This window comes from Lutimaribacter marinistellae (assembly GCF_042648365.1).
GTDB lineage: Bacteria > Pseudomonadota > Alphaproteobacteria > Rhodobacterales > Rhodobacteraceae > Lutimaribacter_A > Lutimaribacter_A marinistellae.
Genome location: NZ_JBHRXI010000002.1, coordinates 157,125 through 178,157, shown reverse-complemented (window position 1 = coordinate 178,157; position 21,033 = coordinate 157,125). Strand labels below are relative to the sequence as shown.

Annotated in this window: 20 protein-coding genes; 10 read left to right on the top strand and 10 right to left on the bottom strand. The window is 60.9% G+C overall.

Annotation, left to right across the window (positions count from 1 at the left end):
- Positions 1–30: 30 nt before the first annotated feature.
- The 6 genes from ACFORG_RS03795 to ACFORG_RS03770 are packed head-to-tail and all read left to right on the top strand — an operon-like array spanning position 31 to position 6,354.
- Entirely contained in the window at positions 31–1,005 is a 975-nt protein-coding gene (locus tag ACFORG_RS03795) for an ABC transporter permease (protein ID WP_386734064.1), read from the top strand.
- On the top strand, positions 1,002–1,940 hold the full coding sequence (locus ACFORG_RS03790) for an ABC transporter permease (RefSeq protein ID WP_386734063.1): 939 nt from the start codon (positions 1,002–1,004) through the stop codon (positions 1,938–1,940). Before ACFORG_RS03795 ends, ACFORG_RS03790 begins: the two co-directional genes overlap by 4 nt.
- Positions 1,937–2,902, top strand: a complete 966-nt coding sequence (locus tag ACFORG_RS03785) for an ABC transporter ATP-binding protein (RefSeq protein WP_386734062.1) — start codon at positions 1,937–1,939, stop codon at positions 2,900–2,902. Before ACFORG_RS03790 ends, ACFORG_RS03785 begins: the two co-directional genes overlap by 4 nt.
- Entirely contained in the window at positions 2,899–3,918 is a 1,020-nt protein-coding gene (locus tag ACFORG_RS03780) for an ABC transporter ATP-binding protein (protein ID WP_386734061.1), read from the top strand. The genes ACFORG_RS03785 and ACFORG_RS03780 overlap by 4 nt, the downstream gene beginning before the upstream one ends.
- Positions 3,915–5,441: a carboxypeptidase M32 gene (locus ACFORG_RS03775; RefSeq protein WP_386734060.1), complete on the top strand. Its 1,527-nt coding sequence runs from the start codon at positions 3,915–3,917 to the stop codon at positions 5,439–5,441. Before ACFORG_RS03780 ends, ACFORG_RS03775 begins: the two co-directional genes overlap by 4 nt.
- 7 nt (positions 5,442–5,448) lie before the next feature.
- Positions 5,449–6,354: a DMT family transporter gene (locus ACFORG_RS03770; RefSeq protein WP_386734059.1), complete on the top strand. Its 906-nt coding sequence runs from the start codon at positions 5,449–5,451 to the stop codon at positions 6,352–6,354.
- A gap of 154 nt (positions 6,355–6,508) precedes the next feature.
- Here ACFORG_RS03770 and ACFORG_RS03765 read toward each other — a convergent pair whose 3' ends face one another.
- The 4 genes from ACFORG_RS03765 to osmF form a co-directional block, all read right to left on the bottom strand.
- Positions 6,509–7,231 carry an ABC transporter permease gene (locus ACFORG_RS03765; RefSeq protein WP_386734058.1) on the bottom strand — a complete coding sequence of 241 codons (723 nt, stop codon included), beginning with the start codon at positions 7,229–7,231 and terminating at the stop codon, positions 6,509–6,511.
- On the bottom strand, positions 7,228–8,151 hold the full coding sequence (locus tag ACFORG_RS03760; protein WP_386734057.1) for an ABC transporter ATP-binding protein: 924 nt from the start codon (positions 8,149–8,151) through the stop codon (positions 7,228–7,230). Before ACFORG_RS03760 ends, ACFORG_RS03765 begins: the two co-directional genes overlap by 4 nt.
- On the bottom strand, positions 8,148–9,218 hold the full coding sequence (locus tag ACFORG_RS03755) for an ABC transporter permease (protein WP_386734056.1): 1,071 nt from the start codon (positions 9,216–9,218) through the stop codon (positions 8,148–8,150). Before ACFORG_RS03755 ends, ACFORG_RS03760 begins: the two co-directional genes overlap by 4 nt.
- A gap of 72 nt (positions 9,219–9,290) precedes the next feature.
- A complete protein-coding gene (gene osmF / locus ACFORG_RS03750; RefSeq protein WP_386734055.1) occupies positions 9,291–10,205 on the bottom strand; it encodes a glycine betaine ABC transporter substrate-binding protein OsmF in 915 nt (304 codons plus the stop codon).
- Positions 10,206–10,495: 290 nt separating this feature from the next.
- Between osmF and ACFORG_RS03745 the strand changes: the two genes are divergently transcribed.
- Genes ACFORG_RS03745 through ACFORG_RS03735 form a run of 3 tightly spaced genes read left to right on the top strand, consistent with a single transcriptional unit; the run spans position 10,496 to position 12,645 of the window.
- The gene (locus ACFORG_RS03745) at positions 10,496–11,236 is read left to right on the top strand and encodes an amino acid ABC transporter substrate-binding protein (protein ID WP_386734054.1); all 741 of its coding nucleotides are present in this window, start codon (positions 10,496–10,498) and stop codon (positions 11,234–11,236) included.
- 3 nt (positions 11,237–11,239) lie between these two features.
- The gene (locus ACFORG_RS03740) at positions 11,240–11,914 is read left to right on the top strand and encodes an amino acid ABC transporter permease (protein WP_386734053.1); all 675 of its coding nucleotides are present in this window, start codon (positions 11,240–11,242) and stop codon (positions 11,912–11,914) included.
- Positions 11,911–12,645, top strand: coding sequence for an amino acid ABC transporter ATP-binding protein (locus ACFORG_RS03735; RefSeq protein WP_386734052.1), 735 nt, complete (start codon positions 11,911–11,913; stop codon positions 12,643–12,645). The genes ACFORG_RS03740 and ACFORG_RS03735 overlap by 4 nt, the downstream gene beginning before the upstream one ends.
- A gap of 69 nt (positions 12,646–12,714) precedes the next feature.
- Here ACFORG_RS03735 and ACFORG_RS03730 read toward each other — a convergent pair whose 3' ends face one another.
- The 5 genes from ACFORG_RS03730 to ACFORG_RS03710 all read right to left on the bottom strand — a co-directional run bounded on the left by ACFORG_RS03730 (position 12,715) and on the right by ACFORG_RS03710 (position 17,995).
- Positions 12,715–13,527 carry an enoyl-CoA hydratase/isomerase family protein gene (locus ACFORG_RS03730; protein WP_386734051.1) on the bottom strand — a complete coding sequence of 271 codons (813 nt, stop codon included), beginning with the start codon at positions 13,525–13,527 and terminating at the stop codon, positions 12,715–12,717.
- The gene (locus tag ACFORG_RS03725; RefSeq protein WP_386734050.1) at positions 13,524–15,050 is read right to left on the bottom strand and encodes an acyl-CoA synthetase; all 1,527 of its coding nucleotides are present in this window, start codon (positions 15,048–15,050) and stop codon (positions 13,524–13,526) included. The genes ACFORG_RS03730 and ACFORG_RS03725 overlap by 4 nt, the downstream gene beginning before the upstream one ends.
- Before the next feature lie 112 nt (positions 15,051–15,162).
- Complete coding sequence (locus tag ACFORG_RS03720) at positions 15,163–16,467, bottom strand: TRAP transporter large permease (RefSeq protein ID WP_386734049.1); 1,305 nt, start codon at positions 16,465–16,467, stop codon at positions 15,163–15,165.
- A 5-nt stretch (positions 16,468–16,472) separates the two neighbouring features.
- On the bottom strand, positions 16,473–16,958 hold the full coding sequence (locus ACFORG_RS03715) for a TRAP transporter small permease (protein ID WP_386734048.1): 486 nt from the start codon (positions 16,956–16,958) through the stop codon (positions 16,473–16,475).
- Positions 16,958–17,995: a TRAP transporter substrate-binding protein gene (locus ACFORG_RS03710; protein ID WP_386734047.1), complete on the bottom strand. Its 1,038-nt coding sequence runs from the start codon at positions 17,993–17,995 to the stop codon at positions 16,958–16,960. Before ACFORG_RS03710 ends, ACFORG_RS03715 begins: the two co-directional genes overlap by 1 nt.
- A gap of 284 nt (positions 17,996–18,279) precedes the next feature.
- Here ACFORG_RS03710 and ACFORG_RS03705 point away from each other — a divergent pair, with 284 nt between their 5' ends.
- Positions 18,280–18,906, top strand: coding sequence for a TetR/AcrR family transcriptional regulator (locus ACFORG_RS03705; protein ID WP_386734046.1), 627 nt, complete (start codon positions 18,280–18,282; stop codon positions 18,904–18,906).
- A 108-nt stretch (positions 18,907–19,014) separates the two neighbouring features.
- Here the strand turns inward: ACFORG_RS03705 and ACFORG_RS03700 are convergent, their stop codons facing one another.
- Positions 19,015–20,916: a DUF3604 domain-containing protein gene (locus tag ACFORG_RS03700; RefSeq protein WP_386734045.1), complete on the bottom strand. Its 1,902-nt coding sequence runs from the start codon at positions 20,914–20,916 to the stop codon at positions 19,015–19,017.
- Between the last annotated feature and the right edge of the window lie 117 nt (positions 20,917–21,033).

Here is a 21,033-nt window from a genome sequence, read left to right as displayed (position 1 = left end):
GGCGCCCACCCCCACACTCAGCGAGGCATCATGCTCGGATTTGTCATCAGTCGGCTCTTGCAGGCGATTGTCGTTGTTTTCGCGATGTCGATCATCGTCTTCGTGGGCGTCTACGCGATCGGCAATCCGATCGACGTGATGATCGACCCCGGAGCCACCGCGGAGATCCGCGAGAACCTGATACGCCAGTACGGTCTCGATCAGCCGCTGTGGCGGCAATACTTAACGTTTCTCGGGAACGTCGCTCAGGGCGATCTGGGTCAGTCCATGGTCTACAATACCTCGGTCACCGGGCTTGTTTTCTCGAGGTTCCCCGCGACGCTGGAACTGGTACTGGTTGCGATCACGCTCGCCACGGTGATCGGTATCCCCGCGGGTATCTATGCTGGCTACCGTCCCGACAGTGCTGCCTCGAAGGCCATCATGGCCCTGTCGGTTCTCGGCTTTTCGGTTCCCACTTTCTGGATCGGCATGCTGCTCATCATGGGTTTCGCGGTCGAGCTTGGCTGGCTGCCGTCAGGGGGGCGCGGCGAAGAGGGGACGATCTTTGGCATTTCGACCTCGCTGGCAACCGCGAACGGCTGGAGCCACGTGATCCTGCCTGCACTCAACTTGTCGCTTTTCAAGATGGGGCTGATGATACGTCTGGCCCGAGCCGGAATGGTAGAGGCAATGCAGACAGACTACGTCAAGTTTGCCCGCGCACAGGGCCTGCCCGACCGGCAAATCGTCTTCAGTCACGTTCTGCGCAACATCTCGATCCCGATCGTGACGGTGTTCGGTCTGGAACTCGGTTCGACGCTTGCCTTCGCCGTGGTGACTGAAAGCGTTTTCAATTGGCCCGGCGTCGGCAAGCTGATCATCGACTCGATCCTCCAACTCGACCGCCCTGTCATGGTCACATACCTGATCCTCGTCGTGATCCTGTTCGTAATCATCAACTTCACCGTCGATATCGTTTACGCCCGGCTCGATCCGCGCGTCCGGTTGGGAGGCTCGAAATGAGTGAAATCGCCGCCACCGCGGGCGAAACGCACGCCGAACCTGCTGCAGCGCCGATCGAAACGCGCGCCATGCGATTCAAGAACTTTTGGTCCGATTTCTGCGCCTCCAAGGTGGCCGTGGCCGCGCTCGTCGTGATCTTTACACTGCTCGTGTTGGCATTTGGCGCTCCTCTGGTCGCGCCGCAGGATCCGTATGACATGGCGATGCTTGACTGGCTCGACGCGTTCTTGCGTCCCCGCGAGATCGGAACCGGCGGTTACGTCCACGTCCTGGGCACTGATAATGCGGGTCGTGACATGCTGTCGGCGATTTTCTACGGGCTGCGTACCAGCTTTACCATCGGTCTGTCGGCAGGAGCCTTGGCGCTGATCATCGGGATCACCGTCGGGCTGACGGCCGCCTACTTTGGTGGGCGCGTCGAGTCCCTGCTGATGCGGGTCGTCGACTTGCAGTTGTCAATGCCCGCCATCCTGTTGGCACTGGTTCTGGTGGCCGTGCTGGGCCAGGGGGTCCTTCAGATCATCCTTGCGCTCGTCGTCGCGCAATATGCGTATTTCGCGCGTACTGCGCACGGCGCCGCGACAGTTGAACGCGGCAAGGATTATGTCGAAGCCGCGCGTGGCACGCCGCTCCCGACCTGGCGCGTGCTTTTCAAGCATCTGCTGCCAAATGTGCTGCCGCCGCTGATCGTCGTGGCAACGGTTCAGGTGGCCTCTGCAATCGCGCTCGAGGCGACGCTGTCCTTTCTCGGCGTGGGCCTGCCTTTGACGGAGCCCTCATTGGGATCGCTCATTTCCAACGGCTTCAAATATATACACTCGGATCGCTACTGGCTGTCCATCTACCCGGGGATCTTCTTGATGATCACTGTTGTCGCCATCAATCTGGTCGGTGACCAGGTCCGCACCGTACTTGACCCGAGGCGTGCCCGATGAGTGCGGCACTCGACGTTCAGGGCCTGACGACGCGTTTCGAGACGCGCGGGGGTATCGTCACGGCGGTCAACGATGTCAGCTTCTCCGTAGAACCCGGCCGCATCATGGGCCTTGTGGGGGAAAGCGGTTCGGGTAAGTCCGTCACCGGTTTTTCGGTTCTCGGCCTTATCGACGAACCTGGGCGCGTTACCGATGGCAAGGTGATGGTCGAGGGAACGGACCTGCGCAACCTCTCGCCCGAGCGATTGCGGTCCATGCGGGGGCGCAAGGTTTCGATGGTGTTCCAGGACCCGATGATGACGCTGAACCCTGTTCTGCGGATCGGTGATCAGATGGCGATGGCCGTGCGGGTACACGAACCGATGTCCAAGACAAAGGCTCTCGAGCGGGCCCGCGAAGCGTTGGCTACCGTTGGCATCCCCTCGCCCGAAGAACGGCTCGCGGCGTATCCGCATCAATTGTCCGGCGGAATGCGTCAGCGTGTGGCCATCGCAACGGCCCTACTCCACAAGCCCGCGGTCATCATCGCAGATGAGCCGACCACGGCGCTCGACGTGTCGATCCAAGGTCAGATCCTCGCCGAAGTGCGCCGCTTGGCCGACGAAACCGATACTGCGATCGTCTGGATCACACATGACCTTGCCGTCGTGTCCTCGCTCGCCGACGACATCTGCGTAATGTATGCAGGCAAGATCGTTGAACGTGGCACCGCCGAGGAGGTGATCGGTCAGCCCCGCCATCCCTATACACGTGGTTTGCTGGATTCCGTTCCGGGCCAACACGCGCCCGGCACACATCTGCCGCAGATTCCAGGGTCAACGCCGCAGCTGTCGCAGCTTCCATCGGGCTGCCCGTTCCGCAACCGCTGTTCTCGCGCGACCCAGGTCTGCAAGACTGTGCCGCCCCTTGCGCGTTTCGGCGACCACACCGCACTTTGCCACCACCCTCTGGAGACGACATGACCGCGCCGCTTCTTGAAATCGACACTGTCTCCAAGCGCTTTCCGTTGAAGGTGTCCCTGGCTGACAAACTGGCTGCGCGTCTTGCCGGACGCCGCGCCGGAGGGGCGGTTCATGCCGTGACCGATGTCTCGCTGACGGTCGCCCGCGGTGAAGTTGTCGGGATCGTCGGTGAATCGGGATGTGGCAAGTCCACCCTCGGGCGTATCGTTTCGGGTATCTACGCTCCGACCGAAGGCAGTGTCCTGCTTGACGGGCAGCCGGTGGCCACCGGGCATGAGGAACATGTCAACAAGCTTACGACCCGGGTTCAGATGATCCATCAAGATCCCTTCGCCAGCTTGAACCCCCGCATGAAGGTGGGAGAAACCATCGCAGAGGGGCCGCGTACCCACGGTATTCTCTCGGCTTCCGAGGTCGGCGAGAAAACACGTGCATTGCTTGAACAGGTCGGTCTCAGAGGTGACTACGCCGATCGTCTGCCGCACCAGTTTTCCGGTGGTCAGAGGCAGCGGATCGCTATCGCGCGTGCATTGGCCATGCAGCCCGACCTGCTGGTCCTCGACGAGGCGGTGGCGTCGCTTGACGTGTCGATTCAGGCTCAGGTGCTCAACCTGTTCCTCGACCTGCGCCGCGATCTTGGTCTGACTGCGCTTTTCATCAGTCATGACCTGTCCGTGGTTCGGCATGTCTGCGATCGGGTGGCGATCATGTATCTTGGCCGAGTGGTCGAATTGGCCTCTGCCGAACGGCTATATGCCGAACCAAAGCACCCCTACACTCAGGCGCTGTTTGCATCGGTGCCGACCTTGGGCGCCGGGCGGCAGGATTTCCGGCCGATCAAGGGTGAAATCCCATCGCCCATTGATCCACCCGCGGGCTGTGCCTTTCATCCACGCTGCCCGTTTGCCGGACCGCGATGCCGGACAGAGACACCCGGACTGACCGATGCGGGAACGGGCCGTCGCGTGGCTTGTCACTTGAACGATGGTGGCGTCGACCAGGTCGCGGCGGCATGAGCGATCTGAACTCTCTTGTGGCCCGCCTGAACGATGTGCTCTGTGCCGTGAATGCATTGGTTTGGGATTCCCGCACCATGATGCCGAAAGGTGGCGCTGAAACACGGGGTCACCAGATCGCAACGCTCAAGGGTGTGGCGCGGAGCATGATCCTGTCCAGTCAGATGCGCGACGCCGTCAATAACGCCCTCGAACGCACATCCTCGCATGATCCAAGTGATCCGGAGCGTCGCGCCGCGGAGGCGGTTCAAGATGCGATCTTGCATCACGAGCGTATCCCCGCCGACCTTTTGCGCGCGCAAGCCGAGCAGAGCACCGTGGCCGGCGCCGCCTGGGCGCAGGCGCGTGCTGCATCCGATTTCGAGATATTCAAGCCATACCTGGAACGCACTGTCGCGCTCGCCCGCGAACAGGCCGCTGCGATGGGGTATCGGGACCATCCCTATGACCCAATGGTTGCACTATTCGAACCCGGAGAGACGGCCGCAACGCTCGCCACTTTCTTCAAGGAGTTGCGCTTGGGGCTTTTGCCCATTCTGGATGTCGCGAGAGGGCGCCCCAAGCCGCGGACCGACTTCCTGTATCGCGACTTTCCCGAGGCCGACCAACAGGCCTTTGCGCAGGAAACAGCGCGCGCGTTGGGTCTCGATGGCTCGCGCAGCAGGCTCGATACGACTGTGCATCCGTTCGAGATCAGCTTTACCCGCAATGATGTCCGTATCACGTCGCGTTGGGTTCGCAACTATCTGCCGATGTCGATCTTTGGCTCGATCCACGAAACGGGTCATGCGCTCTATGAATTGGGGGCGGATCCCGCATTCACCAGAACAGCGCATGCCACGGACATGATTGGACTTTATGCAGTGGCCGGAACGAGTTTCGGCATGCATGAAAGCCAATCGCGCCTGCTGGAAAATCACGTTGGCCGTAGTGCTGCCTTCTGGTCGCGCAACTTCGACAGGTTACGCAGTACCTTTCCTGATCAGCTTTCAGATGTCAGCGAGGCTGAATTCGTCGCAGCGGTGAACCGGGTCGAGCCCGGCTTTGTTCGTGTAGAGGCGGATGAGCTTACCTATGACATCCACATCATGCTTCGCGTCGAGATCGAAATGGCGCTGATGGATGGAATGCTGGAGGCCGCGAATGTTCCCGAGTTCTGGAACGCAGCCATCAAGCGCGATCTGGATCTGACAGTGCCCGGCGATGATCTTGGCTGTCTACAGGATGTTCACTGGTCTTCGGGGTATATCGGATCGTTTCCCACCTACACGATCGGCAACGCGACGGCGGCCCAGATAATGGCGCATCTTGATGTTACAAGACCCGATATCCGCGAGGAATTGAACGATGGCGAAACCTCCGCCCTGCGCGAAGCGTTGGGGGAGCTTGTCTGGCGTCACGGCAGATCGCGCAGTCGGCGGGACATCCTGGAATCCATCGGGTCTACACCCAATGATCCGACAGCCTATCTGAACTATCTCGCGGGGAAATTTGCGCCGTCCCTGGCGACCTCCGGCGTTTGATAGATTCATGTCCACATCGAAGATCCATGCGGGCGTCGCGGCCGTAGACAATCTGCGGGGTGCCGTTCTCCTTGCTCTGGCCGCCTTTATGTTCACGCTTGAGGCCACACTCGTGAGAGCCACGGCACCGGTCGCGAACGAGGCGCAGATCGTGTTCTTTCGGTCCGCATCGCAGCTGTTCGTGTCGCTCGTAATCATCTGGCGGGCCGGAAGCTGGGGTCAACTAGCGACGTCCCGGCCCGGTCTGCATGTGATCCGCGGACTGACCAGCCTTGCCATGTGGTGGCTGTACTACACCAGTTTTCGTATTCTCGACCTCGCGCTTGCGACCACCCTGACCTTCACGACCTCGCTTTTTGTCGTTGCACTGGCGGCACCGCTGCTCGGGGAACGGGTCGGACGGGTACGGTGGGCCGCGACGATCATCGGCTTTCTTGGCATTGCAATTGCCGTCGCTCCCACTGCCGATACGTCGATGATGGGAGTCGCGACGGGTTTGTTCGCCGCCGCGGGCGGCGCGGCAATCGTCATCCTGAACCGCCTGCTTGGCCGGACAGAGAATACGATGACGATCATGGCATGGATCGGATTGGTCACGACAATCGGCGCGATACCGTTTGCATGGTTGCTTTGGGAGCCGCTTGCCTTGCGCGATGCCCTTCTGGTCTGCATCGCCGGGCTTTTGGGTGCGTTTGGGATGCTGCTAACGATCGAAGCCTACCGCGTGGGAGAGGCCAGCGCACTGGCGCCTGTCCCTTACACCCGTTTCGTTTTTGCGGCGGTCTTTGGCATAGTCCTTTTCGGCGAGGCGCCGGCGGGTACGCTTCTCATCGGTGCCACCCTCGTTGTCGGGGCTTCGATCCTTTCCGTACGCCACGAAATGCGCCAAGGCCTGACCGCGCCGCATCGCTAGGGTCCGCAGGCTTTGTTCCTGGTTGGCGGCACGGCTCATGGCTCAAAACAAGCGGCAAAGATATCTGTTCCATTCGTGATGGCGTGCCTTGCGCCTGTGACAGCCACTATGCAGCTATGTTGCGGAACTGCATCCTGACAAAGCTGCCCCATCTTCAAGCTGACAGACGCTTTTCGACCTGCACAAGGGCGTCGTGTATCAGCAGTGCCATCAATCCGGTAATGACCCCGCCCTGCACCACAAAGGCCGTGTTGTTGGTCAGAAGCCCGGCGATGATCACCTCACCCAAGGTGCGCGCGGCCACGGTCGAACCGATGGTCGCAGTTCCAAGCGCGATGACCACGGACAGCCGGATGCCGGTCAGGATGACCGGCAGTGCCAAGGGCAGTTCGACCGAGATGAGTTGTTGCGCTGGGGAAAGGCCGATGCCCCGGGCTGCCTCCATCGTTACCGGTGGCAGTGTGCGAAACCCGGTAACGGCATTGTCGAAAATCGGCAGCAACCCGTAAAGAAACAACGCGACCAAAGTCGGCCCTGCACCGAACCCAAGCGCCGGTACGGCAAGTGCCAGCACCGCCACGGGAGGAAAGGTTTGGCCGATATTCGTCACCGTGCGCGACAGCGGCAGGAACGCGGCACCACCGGGTCGGGTCACGAAAACCGCGAGACCGACCGCCACGATCGTGGCTGCCACCGATGCCGCGAAAACCAGACCCAGATGACTGAGTGTCAGTGACAATAGCGAACTGCGTTCGTAGATCACCGGACCGCCGGGTGGCGCGAACGGCGCCAACAGGGGTGTGAACCACGAGGGTTTCAACACCATCGCCAGAAAAAGCGTGACCAGGGCGGACCGCAATATCAAACCGGTCCTCATGCGGGCTGTTCCGCCTTTGCCCGGATGGCCTTTAGCGTGATCCGCCCGCCCTGCACGACGGGCAGCGCATCGCGCCCGGACCACAGGCAGGCCGACAGCGCGTCGCGCAGGGATGCGGCGGCGTCAATGGCCGCTCCGGGCGCGTCGCCGGGTTCCGAGACATCGGCAACCGGAATGAGCGAAAGCAATCGCAGGGGGCGGTCCACTTCGCCCAGCATTTCACCGACGAAACGGGTCGCGGGACGAGCGATGATGTCGGATGGCGGCGCATATTGCACCAGGCGCCCCGCATCCATAACGGCCACCTTGTCACCGAGGCGGATGGCCTCCTCCATGTCGTGGGTCACCAGGATGATCGTCGAGCCCAACTGTCGCTGGATACGGGCCAGATCCTCTTGCGCGCGATGCCGGATGATCGGGTCGAGCGCACCAAATGGTTCATCCATCAACAGAAGATCGGGTCGCGAGGCCAACGCCCTGGCGACGCCAACGCGCTGCTGCTGTCCGCCCGAGAGTTCACGCGGATAGCGATGTCGAAATTCCTGGGGCGGCATCGAAAACAGATCCAGAAGCTCGTCAACGCGGTCGGTGATTTGAGCTTTGGGCCAATTGAGCAGTCGTGGCACCGCCCCGATGTTGCGCGCGACCGTGTGGTGGGGAAACAACCCGTTGCCCTGAATGGCATAGCCGATCCTTCGCCGCAGGAGGTGCGGCGTCATGCCGGACGTGGCTTGGCCATTGATGCGGACCTCGCCGCCGCTTGGTTCTTCCAGCCGGTTGATCATGCGCAACAGCGTGCTTTTGCCGGAACCCGAGGTGCCCACCACCACCGTGATCGTTCCGGTTTCGACAGTCATCGAGACATTGTCGACCACCACCTTGTGGTCGAACGCCTTGGTCAGCCGCGTGATTTCAATCATCTTCTTGCCTCTGGAATGGGGCGGGAAAGGTCGGTGACGATGTCCATAACCGCGGCCGACAGAAGGGCCAGCAACACCGTGGGCAATGCACCCAGCAGGATCAGGTCGGTCGCGGTCTGGTTGAGGCCCTGAAAGACGAGGCTTCCAAAGCCGCCACCGCCGATCAAACCGGCAATCACCGCAAGGCCGATGTTCTGTACAAGGACGATACGCACCCCGGTCAGCAGGACCGGCAGCCCCAGTGGAAGCTCTACCTGCAACAGCCGCTGGGTTGCGGACAACCCCATGCCGCGGGCGGCCTCGGCGGTGGCTGGCGGTACCGTGTCCAGCCCCGAAACCGTGTTGCCCACCACCGGCAGCAGGGAATAGAGGACCAACGCAAAGAACGCCGGTGCAAAGCCGATCCCGGCAATTCCGATTTCGCGCGCGCCGGGCACGGTCATGGCGACCCAGGCCAGCAGCGGGATCATGATGCCGAACATGGCAAGCGACGGTATGGTTTGAAGAAAACTGAGAATGGGCAGCAAGGCACGCCGCAACCGCTCGCGACGATGACACAGGACACCCAAGGGAAAGCCGATGACGATGGCAACCGCGACCGATCCGAATGCCAGCTGCACGTGCCGCTCAAGCGCGGTCCAGAACGGATCCGCCCGCGATGCGAATTCCTGCGCGATCGAGAGATCACCCAGCCAACCGGACCCAAGCACCCAGGCCAGCACGACTGAAGCCGCCACCAGCAGCGCGACCCGTGCAGTCGGACCGGGGCGCATCTGGCTTAGCGCGTCTGCCGTAAGCAGCGCATAAAGGACGAGCAGCGCCCAGAACCCTCCGGCGGGCGAGGCGCGGGCATAATCGCCTGCCCCGTCGAGCAAAACGCCCGCTCCATGAGACAGCAGCCAGACAAGGCAGGCCATTCCCAAAAGCCCCGCGACCAGACGCATCAGGGCACGGGTCGACAGGCCCAGTAACAGAGCAATGGCCAAGCCCAGCATGGCCGGCCACAACCCCAGCGACCAGGCCAGAACGCCCTCTCCGCCGACTATGCGATTTGGAGCAATCGTCATGAAGGGCGCCCAAAGCAGCGCCCCCCCGACAAGACCAAACACGAGCCCCGGTGGCGAGACCGCCGGCATCGATCAGTCCAACGCGCCGATCTGGATCAGATACTCACGGGCAACGGCCTCGGCCGGCTCTCCGCCGACCTGGATGCGACCGTTGAGTTTTTGCAGCGTCTGCATGTCCATCTCGGCAAAGATCGGGTTCAGCACCTCGGCGATGGCCGGATACTCCTCCAGCACTTCGGCCCGCACGACGGGTGCAGGCTCGTAAACCGGCTGCACCCCCTTGTCGTCCCGCATCACGACAAGACCGGTCGCGCCCACGCCGCCATCGGTGCCGTAGACCATTGCCGCGTTGACCCCGGATGTGCCGCGCGCGGCGGCCTGGATCGTCGCCGCCGTATCGCCGCCCGACAGGATCACGGTCTGATCCGGCGCAAGCACAAAGCCATAGGTGTCCTGCATCGCGGGCAATACCGCAGGGGATGATACGAACTCGGTGGAGGCAGCAAGTTTCACATCGCCGCCGGCGGCCACCCATGCGCCGAAATCCGACATTGTGGCCAGACCATTTTCCCGTGCCAATGGTCCTCTCACGGCAATCGCCCAAGTGTTGTTGGCAGGCGCGCTTTGCAGCCAGATCAGGCCCTGACCGACATCCAGCTCGGCCGCCCGGTCATGCGCATCCGCAGCGTTTTTCCAGATGTCGCTATCTGCCTCGTTGTGAAAGAAGGCCGCGTTGCCGGTGTATTCGGGATAGATGTCGATCTGCCCTGCCAGAATGGCCTCGCGCACGATCTGCGTGCCCCCAAGCTGAAGACGCCGTTCGACAGGCAGGCCAGCGTTCTCCAGCGCCAGGGCGACAACATTGCCGAGCAGCCCGCCTTCAGTGTCGATCTTGGACGATACGGTGATGTCTGCGGACAAGGCAGAGGTAAGGCCAAGCGTAATGGACGTGGCCAGAGCGGCCGCGATCAGGGATTTCGAGGGCATCGGGGAAAAGGCTCCTGCCAGAGGGGATCATTGGGGCGCGCCCCAGCTCGCCCCAATGATAAGTACGCCTGCCGGATTTCCAACCTCTGTAGACGGAATTGCAGTCAGGTTCGGACACATGGTCTGCTCCATGACCGGAATGGCGGAAAAGGTTCCACCCCAAGTCAATTGCCGAAACGCATATACTTATCTGTTTCAGACGGTTGATCGCGCGCTGTGACTGGCCATGTCAGCAACCAACAGTCTTGAACCGCCCGAGTCACATTTCGGGCCCAAGTGGAAATTGTGACATGAACCGTATCGCTTCTATTGCCCTCGCCTTGACGCTGGGCACCTCCGCCGCCGCCGAAACGCTGACCGTTGGCATGTCTGGTGGCTATTTTCCGTTCACTTTCGTCAAACAGGACGAGCTGCAAGGTTTCGAGGTCGACGTGATGAATGCCGTCGGCCAAGAGGCCGGTCTGGACATCGAGTTCGAGACCATGTCCTTTTCCGGGCTGATCGGCGCGCTGGACGCGGGCCGCATCGATACCATTGCCAACCAGATCACGATTACGCCCGAGCGCGAGGCACGTTTTACCTTTACCCAACCCTATGTCTTCGACGGCGCGCAAGTGGTGGTGCGCAAGGGCAATGACCAGATCACCGGGGTCGAGGACCTCAAGGGTCAAACCGTGGCCGTCAATCTCGGGTCGAACTTCGAACAGTTGCTGAACGACCTGCCCTATGCCTCGGAGATCAAGGTCAAGACGTACGAGTCCAACATCGCACAGGATACCGCGCTGGGACGCGTGGATGCCTTTGTAATGGACCGGGTCTCTTCGGCGCAGCTGATTGCGGAAAGCCCGCTGCCGCTGCAACTGGCCGGTAAGCCGTTCTCGGAAATTCGAAACGCCCTGCCCTTCCGCGACGACGACGAAAGCCGCGCCCTGCGCGACCGGGTCGATGCCGCGCTGTCCACGCTGAAAGAAAACGGAACTCTGGCCGAGATCTCGGACAAGTGGTTCGGCACCGACATCACGGAGCAATAAGACATGCGGGGACTTGACCTCGACTACATGCTGGGGCTGGTCCCCGTCATTGCGGGTTACATCCCGTTGACGCTGGGAATGGCGGCGGCGGCCATGGTGCTGGCTCTGGTGCTGGCTGTGGCTTTGGCCGTCGAACGGGTGATCCGCGTGCCGGTGCTGGATGGAGCGGTACTGCTCTTCATCAGCTTCTTTCGCGGCACGCCGCTCCTCGTGCAGCTGTTCCTGTTCTATTACGGCCTGCCGCAGGTGCTGTCTTTCCTGACGTCGATCGATGGGGTCACGGCGGCGATCATGGGGCTGACCCTGCATTTCGCCGCCTACATGGCCGAAACGATCCGCGCCGCCATCATCGGCGTCGACCGATCCCAATGGGAGGCCGCGCAGTCGATCGGCATGACGCAATGGCAGATGATGATGCGGGTGATCCTGCCACAGGCCGCGCGAACCGCTGCGCCGACGCTGGTCAACTACTTCATCGACATGATCAAGGGCACCTCGCTCGCCTTTACCCTCGGCGTGACCGAGATGATGGGCGCGACCCAGAAGGAGGCCGCCGGCAGCTTTCTGTACTTTGAGGCGTTCCTTGTGGTGGCCGTGCTCTACTGGATCATGGTCGAGGGGCTTAGCCAGGTGCAGAAGCTGCTGGAAACCCGTTTGAACAAGGCATATGCGAGATGATCCGCATTGAAGGACTGACCAAGCGCTTTGGCGCGAACACGGTGCTGGATGGCATCGACCTGATCATTCAGGATGGCGAGCGTGTGGTGATCATCGGCCCTTCGGGGACCGGGAAATCCACGTTGCTGCGCACGCTGAACTACCTTGATCGGCCTGACGCCGGGCGGATCACCGTGGGCGATGTTTCCGTCGACGCCGCCAAGGCAAGTCGATCCGATATCCTCGCGCTGCGGCGGGTCACGTCGATGGTGTTCCAGAACTACGGCCTGTTTGCCAACAAGACCGCGTTGGAAAACATCATGGAGGCTCTGGTCACCGTCCAGAAACGACCGCGCGACGAAGCCGAGGCACAGGCGCGTTCGATCCTTGCGGAAACTGGTCTGGTTGACAAGGCAGACAGCTATCCCGCCAGCCTTTCGGGCGGGCAGCAACAGCGCGTCGGCATAGGGCGCGCAATGGCCATCGGGGCCGAGCTGATGTTGTTCGACGAACCGACCTCGGCGCTTGATCCCGAATGGGTGGGCGAAGTGCTGGGCCTGATGCGCTCGGTGGCGGAGCGGCGTCAGACCATGCTCATCGTGACCCACGAGATGCGCTTTGCCCGAGAGATCGCGGATCGCGTGATCTTCATGGAGGGCGGCCACATCGTGGAACAGGGCGCGCCCGACGCAATCTTCGACACACCGCAAGATCCACGACTGAAAAAGTTCCTCAGAAGCGTATCCGGCTGATCAGGTGGCCAGAGCCGTGGTCAGCCCCCCAACTGCTTGTCGGTTGAAGGGCCTGCCTGTTGGGGCGGTCTAGCGGCCAGAGAAGGCGGGCTCTCGCCCTTCAAGAAATGCCGCAATTCCTTCGCGGGAGTCGTGGCTATCAGCCGCGAGAAGGAATTGGTCGCTCTCCATGTGCATCAGCGCAGCATCCAGCGCCCCGCTCACGGCATTCACCGACCGTTTCACCATCTGTGCCGCAAGCGGAGGCAGGCCAGCATATTGCTGCGCCATGTCTTCTACCGTGGCTGGTAGCTGGTCCAAAGGAACCACCTGATCGACGAACCCCCAGCGTTCGAGCGTTTCCGCCCGTTCCAGCCGGCCCAGCATGATCAGACGCTTGGCGCGGGCCGGGCCGATCAGCCGGACGCACAAGGGCAGCGCGCCCCACATCAGGTTGAAGCCGCGGCGCACCTCGGGATAGCCCATGCGCGCGTCTTCCGCCGCGATGCGGAAATCGCAGGCCGTGGCCAGACAGGCCCCGCCCCCCGCGGCCACGCCCTGGACGGCTGCAATGGTGACCGCAGGGATTTCCGCCAGCGCGGTCATCATCCGCCTGCCAAGGTCGGCCTGTCTGCTGCGATTCATGAGCGAGGCATCGGACTTCAATTCCGTCAGACGTTCCTCAAGATGGAAACCACCACAGAAATGTGGACCCTCCCCTCGCAGTATCACCACGCGCGTTTCGGCATCTCCATGCAAGTCGCGGGCAAAGCGTTCGATTTCAGCCAGACTGTCGATCGTCAACAGGTTCGGGCCGTCGCCCCCGTGCAGGGTCGCTGTCAGGATCGACCCGTTTCGGGTCAACCGCAATCGGGCGCCGGCAAATGTCGCAGTCCCGGTCATGCGGACGCCCTGAGGATCTGGTCCCGCAGTTCACGTTTCTGGATCTTGCCGGTCGCGTTCTGCGGAAGCGTATCGAGGAAGACGATGTCGCGCGGATGCTTGTAGCGGGCCAGATTGGCCGCACAGGCGTTCCGGATATCATCTTCGCCGAGTGTCGCGTTCTCGCGCAGTACAATGCAAGCGCAACCGGTTTCGCCCCATTTGTCGTCGGGGACACCTATAACGGCCACCTGGAGCACACCGTCGAGGTTCGAGATCACGTTCTCGACCTCGGCGGGATACACGTTTTCACCACCGGAAATATACATGTCTTTCCAGCGATCCACGATGTAGTAGAATCCGTCGGCGTCACGATAGGCCGCATCGCCTGTCTTGAACCAGCCATCGCTGTAGTCGTTCTTGTTGGCCTCGGGCCTGCGCCAGTATCCCGGCGTGATCGACGGCCCCTGCAGCCATATCTCGGCCACCTCATCCTGCCCGGCATCGGTGCCGTCCTGACGCACCAGCCGCACATCGACATGCATCAGTGGTTTGCCCGAAGACCCGATCCGCTGTTGCGCGTCTTCCTTGTCGAGTACCAGGACACCCGGCCCGCTTTCGGTCATGCCGTAGGCCTGCGCGACCTCAAGACCGACCGATGCGCAGCGCCGCAACAGCGCTTCGGGCGCGGGGGCACCGCCCACCATCACACCTTCGAGCCGCGAGTAATCGGTGGTTTCAAAGGCGGGTTTCTCAGCCATGAACTGGAAAATCGTGGGCACGCCGATGAAATGGCTCACGCCAAGGTCCTTGTCGTCGATAATGTCGAGTATCTGCGCGGGATCAACGCTGCGGGTCACCACATTGGCCCCACCGATGTGAAAGGTCGGATTGGCGAATACGTTCAAGCCGCTCGTATGAAAGAATGGCAGCAGGCACAGGTTGACGCTTCTTGGGGTCAGCGATGTGACCGCGCCAACGTTCACCGCATGGGCAAAAACCATCCCATGGGTCAGGCGCGCGCCCTTGGGGCGGCCCGTCGTTCCAGAGGTGTATATGATGATCCAGTCATCGTCATGGGTCAGATCAACCATGTCATGAACAGGCATGGCCGCGGCGCATGCAGTCGACCATTCCGTATCGACCCCCAGCCCTTCGATCCCCATCAAGGGGGCAGAAACCTCCTCCGCGAGTGGCACCGCCATCTCGTGGAAAGTGGTGTCAGCGAGAACGAGAGATGGTTCGAGATCGTTGAGAATGAACAAAAGCTCGGGTGCGCTGAGCCGGATGTTTAGCGGGCAGAAGATTGCCCCGACACGCGCACAGGCGAATTCGATTTCGAACAGCGTCGGGGAGTTGAGGGACAGGACAGCAACGCGGTCGCCCTTCCCGACGCCCTTGTCACGCAATACGCCAGCGGCCTGTGCGACGCGTTCGTGCATCTCGCCATAGCTCACCCGATGCCCGGTGGCATAGTCGAGTATCGCAAGCCGTTCGGGGCGGCGGGCGGCGTGGGTCTGGATCCAGTCATATACTTTGTGCATCGAAATGCGCTCCTCGCATGTTGTTTTCGTGGGGGTTACAAGCGGTCAACTACCGCCAAGCACACCCACATCTGCGGCGGCACCGGTCTTCCAAACCGGTTCCAGCGCAGGGTCACAGTTTGGACGGCAGCCAAAGGGTGAGTTGCGGCACAAGTGCCAGAACGACGATTGCCGTGATGAAGATCGCCACGATAGGAAGGCTCGCCCGGAAGACGGTCGCGGTTGCGACGGTCTGGGCGGCGCCCGAGAAGGCGAAAAGGGTATAGCCAAAGGGGGGCGTGATGCCTCCGACCGTGAGGTTGATCAGAAAGATCGTCCAGAACCAGATCGGATCGAACCCCATGGCGCCGATGATCGGTTCATAAAGCGGCACCGCCAGCAGCAAGAACGCGACCTGATCGATGAACATGCACAGGACAAGCGGCAAGGCCATCATCAGCGCGAACATGACCATGGGCGAAAGCCCCAACTCGGTGGCCCAGGACACCAGTGCCCGAGAGGCCCCGGTGAACGCCAGCAACTGTCCGAACAGTGTCGAGCATGAAACGATGATCATGATCATGACGCTCAGCCGTGTGGCGGATGAGACGGACTCGAGCACCATGCCGAGTGAAAGTTTGCGATAGATCGCCGCCACGCCGATGGCGCCCAAAACCCCGATTGCCGCGGATTCCCCGGGTGTTGCGATCCCCAGAATGATGAACCCCATGACCGCGGCGATAATCAGGACGAAAGGCGTCATTCTCAGCAATGCCGCGATGGCACTTCCCTGCGCCGTTGTGTCCGTTTCGGCCCTTTCCGGTGCCAGCGAATGATCCAGCCCGACGCGCACGGCGACGTAAACAGCGGTCATAACGGCAATCAGAATGCCCGGCACGACCCCCGCGATCAGCAGACCAGAGATCGAAACATCGGCCAGAGAGCCGACGATGATCGCAAGCAGCGATGGCGGAATGATCGGCGCCAGCGACGCGCCTGCAAGGATGACGCTTGAGCTGAGACGGGTCGAATAACCGCGTGCCTCCATGTTCGGCAGAGCCGACCGGCCCAGCATTGCGGTTACGGCGATCGCGGATCCCGACAAGGCACCGAAGACCGTGGCGATCAGAATGACAACCGCATAAAGCCTCCCTCGGATCTGGCCGACAAGCCGGTCGATGGAGTCAAACAGGACGTCGACGCTTCCGGATCGGAACAGAATCTCTCCCATCAGAATAAAGAGCGGGATCGTCGCATAGCCACCGGTGGTCAGACTGTCGAGAACGCTGTTGGTGAACAGGCCGAAGCCCCTGTCGCCGATCAGCAGCGTCACGACGGTCAGGTTGACGATCAGGAAGGCGACAAAGACGTTCACCCCCATCATCATCAGCCCCATCAGGCCTCCGAAGAAAAACAGCAGTATGAATTGCCATTCCATTCCCGCTATCCCTTTCTTGCCGGAGATAATGCGACCATCACGAAGGTGAGCGTCGACATGGCAAACCCGAAGACCAATGCGCCGGAAAGCCAGTAACGATGGATCTTCCAAAGCCCCTGCGTCAGCGCACCGCTGTTCAGATGTCCGATGAAGACGTCGAGGAAGATCAGAGATGCAATCGCGCTGACGATGGCGCAAAGGACGGAAAGACCACGATTGTACAAACCTTCGGCGCTGAACTTTCGTGTGAAAAGATCAATCGCCACATGCTGCTGGTTCAAGGTCACATCCGGTAGGCCGAAGATGATGACACAGGCCATGAGGTACCGTACCGCGTCCGAGGCCCATATCGTCGGGCTTGAAAAGAAGTAGCGCGAAACGACTTCGATGAAGGTGATGGCGGCCAATGCCGCCAAAGAGATCTGGGCCAGGACGAAACTCGCCCTGATAACGGCCCTGATCGCACCACCGAACCAGCCGTGCCGAGGCATCAGTCAATCAGACCGGCATCAGCGGCCTGCTGATGCATTCTCTCCGCGATGTCACCGGCTGTCATGGCGACCTGCCAAGCCCCGTCGAACATCAGCGAATTGAGCTTTTCCGCCTCTTCGGCAGGCAACTCGGTCACCTGCATGCCGTTGGACAGAAGGAAGGCTTCCTCTTCCTTGGCCATCGCGTCAAAAACGGTCTGAACTTCGGTCTCAAGCGCAAGTGCCGCCGTTTCGATCAGGCGCTGCTGGTCGTCGCTCAGCCCGTTCCAGGTATCGAGATTCATGAAGATATATGCGCTGGTCGACCCGAAGACGGGACGCGACAGATAGCCGGCAACCTCGTGCCAATTCTGTTCCCTGATGCCGATAACAGTGGTCCCTGCCCCGTCGATCACGCCAGTCTGAAGCGATGAATAGATGTCGGACATGGGCAGGTTGACCGGTGCTCCGCCCAGACCTTCGATGACCGGAAAATACAGCTGGTTGCCGCGGACCTTCAGCCCGTCAAGCGATGGCATGCCAGACACCGGTTCCTTGAGGATGAAGTTGAACGCGCTTGTGCCGAGCGGTGCGATTGCCACGACTTTCAAGCCAAGCCCTTGGTAATATTCATCAAGCGTATCGAACACACCCGAGGATCTGCGCAATGCCGGGTCTGCGACTGTACCTTCGACCCCCATCCCGAGGGTGGCCGTTCCGACGTGGTACGCGGGGTGTGTGAAGAGTATGTCGAACACGCCGGCCTGAACGGGTTCGATCTGTTCCAGCGGTCCGACGACTTCGGGACCGTCGATCCGGATGGCGATTTCGCCATCGGAAATCTCGTCCATCATCTGAACGAACGTGGCTGCCACGTTTTTCGTATAGGCTTGGTTTTCGGGCCAGCTCGACAGCATTCTCAGGTTCACCTCCTGGGCCGAGACGCTTGCGCTGCCCAAGGAGATGGCCGTGGTCAAGGCGAGCGCGGAAACCTTGGTGATCATCGCGGAAAGTGCAGCGCGTCCACCGTGCATCTGCTGCTGTACAGCGTGTTTCATATCGATCCTCCCTACGGTCGACGGCGTGCCGCTTCGGGGCGGTACATCTCGACTCAAAAGTAAAACAATGTTTTAGCAACCGTGACTTCTCATGCAAAAACGGACCTTGTCAATGTTCTTTTGGGAACCGGTTTGGGACCACCGCACGGGATGATATGGGCTCCTACCCGAGACGTCGCCGGGTCAGAAGGGTCGGGTCCGTTTGTCCGTTGCTAGGCTCGGCGTGTTGCCTTAGGGTACTGATTTCAGGACATATTCCAATTGACGGCGCAGGCATTCGCGATATGGACAAAACGAAAAGCCCGACCGTGGAAAAGACCCACAAAGCTCCGGCAAAAGTCACGACCAGGCTTTTCCCGGCGACACTTAAACTTTTGATGCACGCGGATTTTCACCAGGTCCAGATCCGCGACGTAGCGGCCGAATCGGGAGTGAGTTCGGCTACCATCTACAAGTACTTCGGGTCGAAAGAGGGCCTGGTCATCTCCATTCTGGAGGACTTCCTCAATTCGATTTCGAAGAAGGTACAGTCTGTTGCCGAGTCGGATAACGACACATTGACCAAGTTCAGGATGATCTGGGCCCAGACCATGCAGGCCTATGATGAAAATCCTGCAATTGCAGTCGTTTACTTTATCACCGTGCCGACACGAACCTGGATCTTTCACGATTCATGGCAACTGGATGAAATCGCGAAGTCAATTGGCGCGATCGTCGAGGAGGGCCGGAAGCTTGGAGAAATCGATCCTGATATTAGTGACACGCAGATTATTGGCCTGTTTTATGCGCTGGTCGGCCGAGAAGTGGAAATCTGGTATCACAATGGCATGAAATGGCCTTTGATCTCCCGATCAGATCAGGTTTTCAAGCTGTTCTGGAAGACGGTTCGAATCCCAAATCCGGCAATGTGAGCTTGTCGATAAGCCCGAGACGCCCCGAGTGGTGTTCACAGGTAATCATGGAAAAAATTTCCGGACAGTACCGCGGCTCCTTGTTCCTCATGAGCATGGTGCCGGATCTCACGACTGTGGTGTGAACCAGATTGGCGACGTATAGGCGCGCTCCTGATGGCTTGCGGCGATGGTGCCAGGCAGTTCGATGCCGAAGAACACGCTGTCGTAAGTCGTCCAGCGCGGCGTCGGGATCTCGATCACACGGATGTAGTAGAAGGCGCGCTGCGTCGGGTCGAACTCGGGATCTTGCCAGAATGCTCCGAGCACAGGAGCGCCTATCGCATTGGTATAGGTAGCCGTGCTTGCGTCTGCGGTGTCGCCAACTGGCGGCAGCTTACCGTCGGTGCCCGGCACCCGGTCGTCCGACCACGCGACGTCATAGACGCGTTCCTGGGGACCCTCCGACGTCGTCCAACCTTTGACGACCTGGATTCGGTCGAGGTTGGCCCCGTCGGGGTCACGCAGCGCGCGAATGAGAAAGGTCGGCGCGGTGCCTTCGGGCGCAGCGCTCAGGTCGCCGCCCATGGGAACGCCTTCTTTGTAGCCGTAGGCCGCAAAGTCCGAACGATCCATGTCCTCGGCCGTGAACCCCCATCCGCCGAAGACACGCACACGCAGTCGCGTGCCCGTAGTCGCATAGACTTCCTTACGCTCCATCGCGTCAAAGAGCGCCTCGCGCGTGTTCTCCCGCGCCCAGACGGCGGCAAGGCCGGAGGCAAGCGCATCCGCATGGGTCAGGTCGTCCGAAGGGTCCGGCGTTGCCCGTCCCGTGATCGTCTCTTCATAGCGGATCGGGTCGCCCGTCGGTTCAACAAGGGCGACTTTGCCGAAGAAATTGTTCTCTCCGGCGGTCGACAGACCGGTATGGGCGTCGGTAGACCCGACGACGCCGAACTTGAAGGGGTTCGTGCCAAGCTCTGCCTCGTAGGCGATGCCCCGCATCCAAGCCGACCGGGCGTACTCCTTGGGCAGCATTTCTGGCGTTTTGGGGTCCGGGCCAAAGCTGCCCTTGTCCCACGTGCCGTAATCGGCGAAGTCGTCGTCGACCGAAAGCATGGGATGCGTCTCGCCGTCCCCCTTCATCTGGGTGATCTCGTAGAGCGGTTCATACTGCATGCGCCGCTGTGCATAGTCCGCTGTCAGCGGCTGGCCGGACAAGGTGATGTCGTCGAACATCAGCCCATTGGAGAGGTTGCCGCCATGCGGGATGGCCAGCATGCGCCCGCCGGTCGCTGTCTCATAGTCCTCCATCCAATCCCAAAGCATTTCCGGATCGTCCGTGTCATAGGAACTGATCGGAACTTTCTGGTCGGCTAGGTCCTTGCCGTCACGATAGATGATGTTGCGATGCATGTTCGAGCCATTGGGCTGCGACGTCCACTCGAACCCGATGAAGGCAGTGAAGGCGCCGGGATCGTTGTGCCGCTCGGCAGCTTCTGTCGCGACTTCCCACATCGTCTGGCCAAAGGGTGTTCCGGCCAACGGGTCTGTGCCCGCAAAGGTCGCCTGCATCCAGAACTCGTAAGATGCGATCATCGCCTCTTCGGTGCCCGGTGCCGCGATCTCGGCCAATTGAGCGCCCCATTCCGTGTCGGTCAGCACAGGATCGTCTGCAGCCAGCGCAGCGGGAATGCCGAGGTTCTCGGCATGGTCGGTGACCACCAACCAGTCCAGCGGCCGCCGCAGCCGAGCCGGAATACCGTTGGACGACGTGACCTCCTCACCCTTGGCAAAGCGGAACGCGTCATCCGGGGTCGTCGTGGCGCCCACAAGTCCCGCATCGGCCGAGAAGGACGTGTGCAGATGTGTGTCGCCAAAAAAGACCTGGTTGGGGAAGTCCTCTTGAAGGTAGGGCGAATATTCGACGTCCATGCCCGGACGGAGGCCGGGAAGCTCTTGCGCGAGGGTCGCGAGTGGCAGGAATACGGTGCAAGTGGCGAGCGTTGTTAGGTGGAGTGGCCTTGTCATGGGTGTCCCTCCGATCTGACGGTTTCGGTCGTGACACCCATTGCGATGGGTGCGGAATCTGCTTTCGCTGCTATATTTTAGCAGGCAACCGACCCAGTGAATGCCGGTGGCAGACAT

Coding starts and splice junctions, on each gene's coding strand:
- ACFORG_RS03770 (WP_386734059.1), top strand. CDS start 5,449: ATGTCCACATCGAAGATCCATGCGGGCGTCGCGGCCGTAGACAATCTG.
- ACFORG_RS03785 (WP_386734062.1), top strand. CDS start 1,937: ATGAGTGCGGCACTCGACGTTCAGGGCCTGACGACGCGTTTCGAGACG.
- ACFORG_RS03700 (WP_386734045.1), bottom strand. CDS start 20,916: ATGACAAGGCCACTCCACCTAACAACGCTCGCCACTTGCACCGTATTC.
- ACFORG_RS03795 (WP_386734064.1), top strand. CDS start 31: ATGCTCGGATTTGTCATCAGTCGGCTCTTGCAGGCGATTGTCGTTGTT.
- ACFORG_RS03740 (WP_386734053.1), top strand. CDS start 11,240: ATGCGGGGACTTGACCTCGACTACATGCTGGGGCTGGTCCCCGTCATT.
- ACFORG_RS03735 (WP_386734052.1), top strand. CDS start 11,911: ATGATCCGCATTGAAGGACTGACCAAGCGCTTTGGCGCGAACACGGTG.
- osmF (WP_386734055.1), bottom strand. CDS start 10,205: ATGCCCTCGAAATCCCTGATCGCGGCCGCTCTGGCCACGTCCATTACG.
- ACFORG_RS03790 (WP_386734063.1), top strand. CDS start 1,002: ATGAGTGAAATCGCCGCCACCGCGGGCGAAACGCACGCCGAACCTGCT.
- ACFORG_RS03780 (WP_386734061.1), top strand. CDS start 2,899: ATGACCGCGCCGCTTCTTGAAATCGACACTGTCTCCAAGCGCTTTCCG.
- ACFORG_RS03725 (WP_386734050.1), bottom strand. CDS start 15,050: ATGCACAAAGTATATGACTGGATCCAGACCCACGCCGCCCGCCGCCCC.
- ACFORG_RS03730 (WP_386734051.1), bottom strand. CDS start 13,527: ATGACCGGGACTGCGACATTTGCCGGCGCCCGATTGCGGTTGACCCGA.
- ACFORG_RS03775 (WP_386734060.1), top strand. CDS start 3,915: ATGAGCGATCTGAACTCTCTTGTGGCCCGCCTGAACGATGTGCTCTGT.
- ACFORG_RS03745 (WP_386734054.1), top strand. CDS start 10,496: ATGAACCGTATCGCTTCTATTGCCCTCGCCTTGACGCTGGGCACCTCC.
- ACFORG_RS03765 (WP_386734058.1), bottom strand. CDS start 7,231: ATGAGGACCGGTTTGATATTGCGGTCCGCCCTGGTCACGCTTTTTCTG.
- ACFORG_RS03705 (WP_386734046.1), top strand. CDS start 18,280: ATGGACAAAACGAAAAGCCCGACCGTGGAAAAGACCCACAAAGCTCCG.
- ACFORG_RS03710 (WP_386734047.1), bottom strand. CDS start 17,995: ATGAAACACGCTGTACAGCAGCAGATGCACGGTGGACGCGCTGCACTT.
- ACFORG_RS03715 (WP_386734048.1), bottom strand. CDS start 16,958: ATGCCTCGGCACGGCTGGTTCGGTGGTGCGATCAGGGCCGTTATCAGG.
- ACFORG_RS03755 (WP_386734056.1), bottom strand. CDS start 9,218: ATGACGATTGCTCCAAATCGCATAGTCGGCGGAGAGGGCGTTCTGGCC.
- ACFORG_RS03720 (WP_386734049.1), bottom strand. CDS start 16,467: ATGGAATGGCAATTCATACTGCTGTTTTTCTTCGGAGGCCTGATGGGG.
- ACFORG_RS03760 (WP_386734057.1), bottom strand. CDS start 8,151: ATGATTGAAATCACGCGGCTGACCAAGGCGTTCGACCACAAGGTGGTG.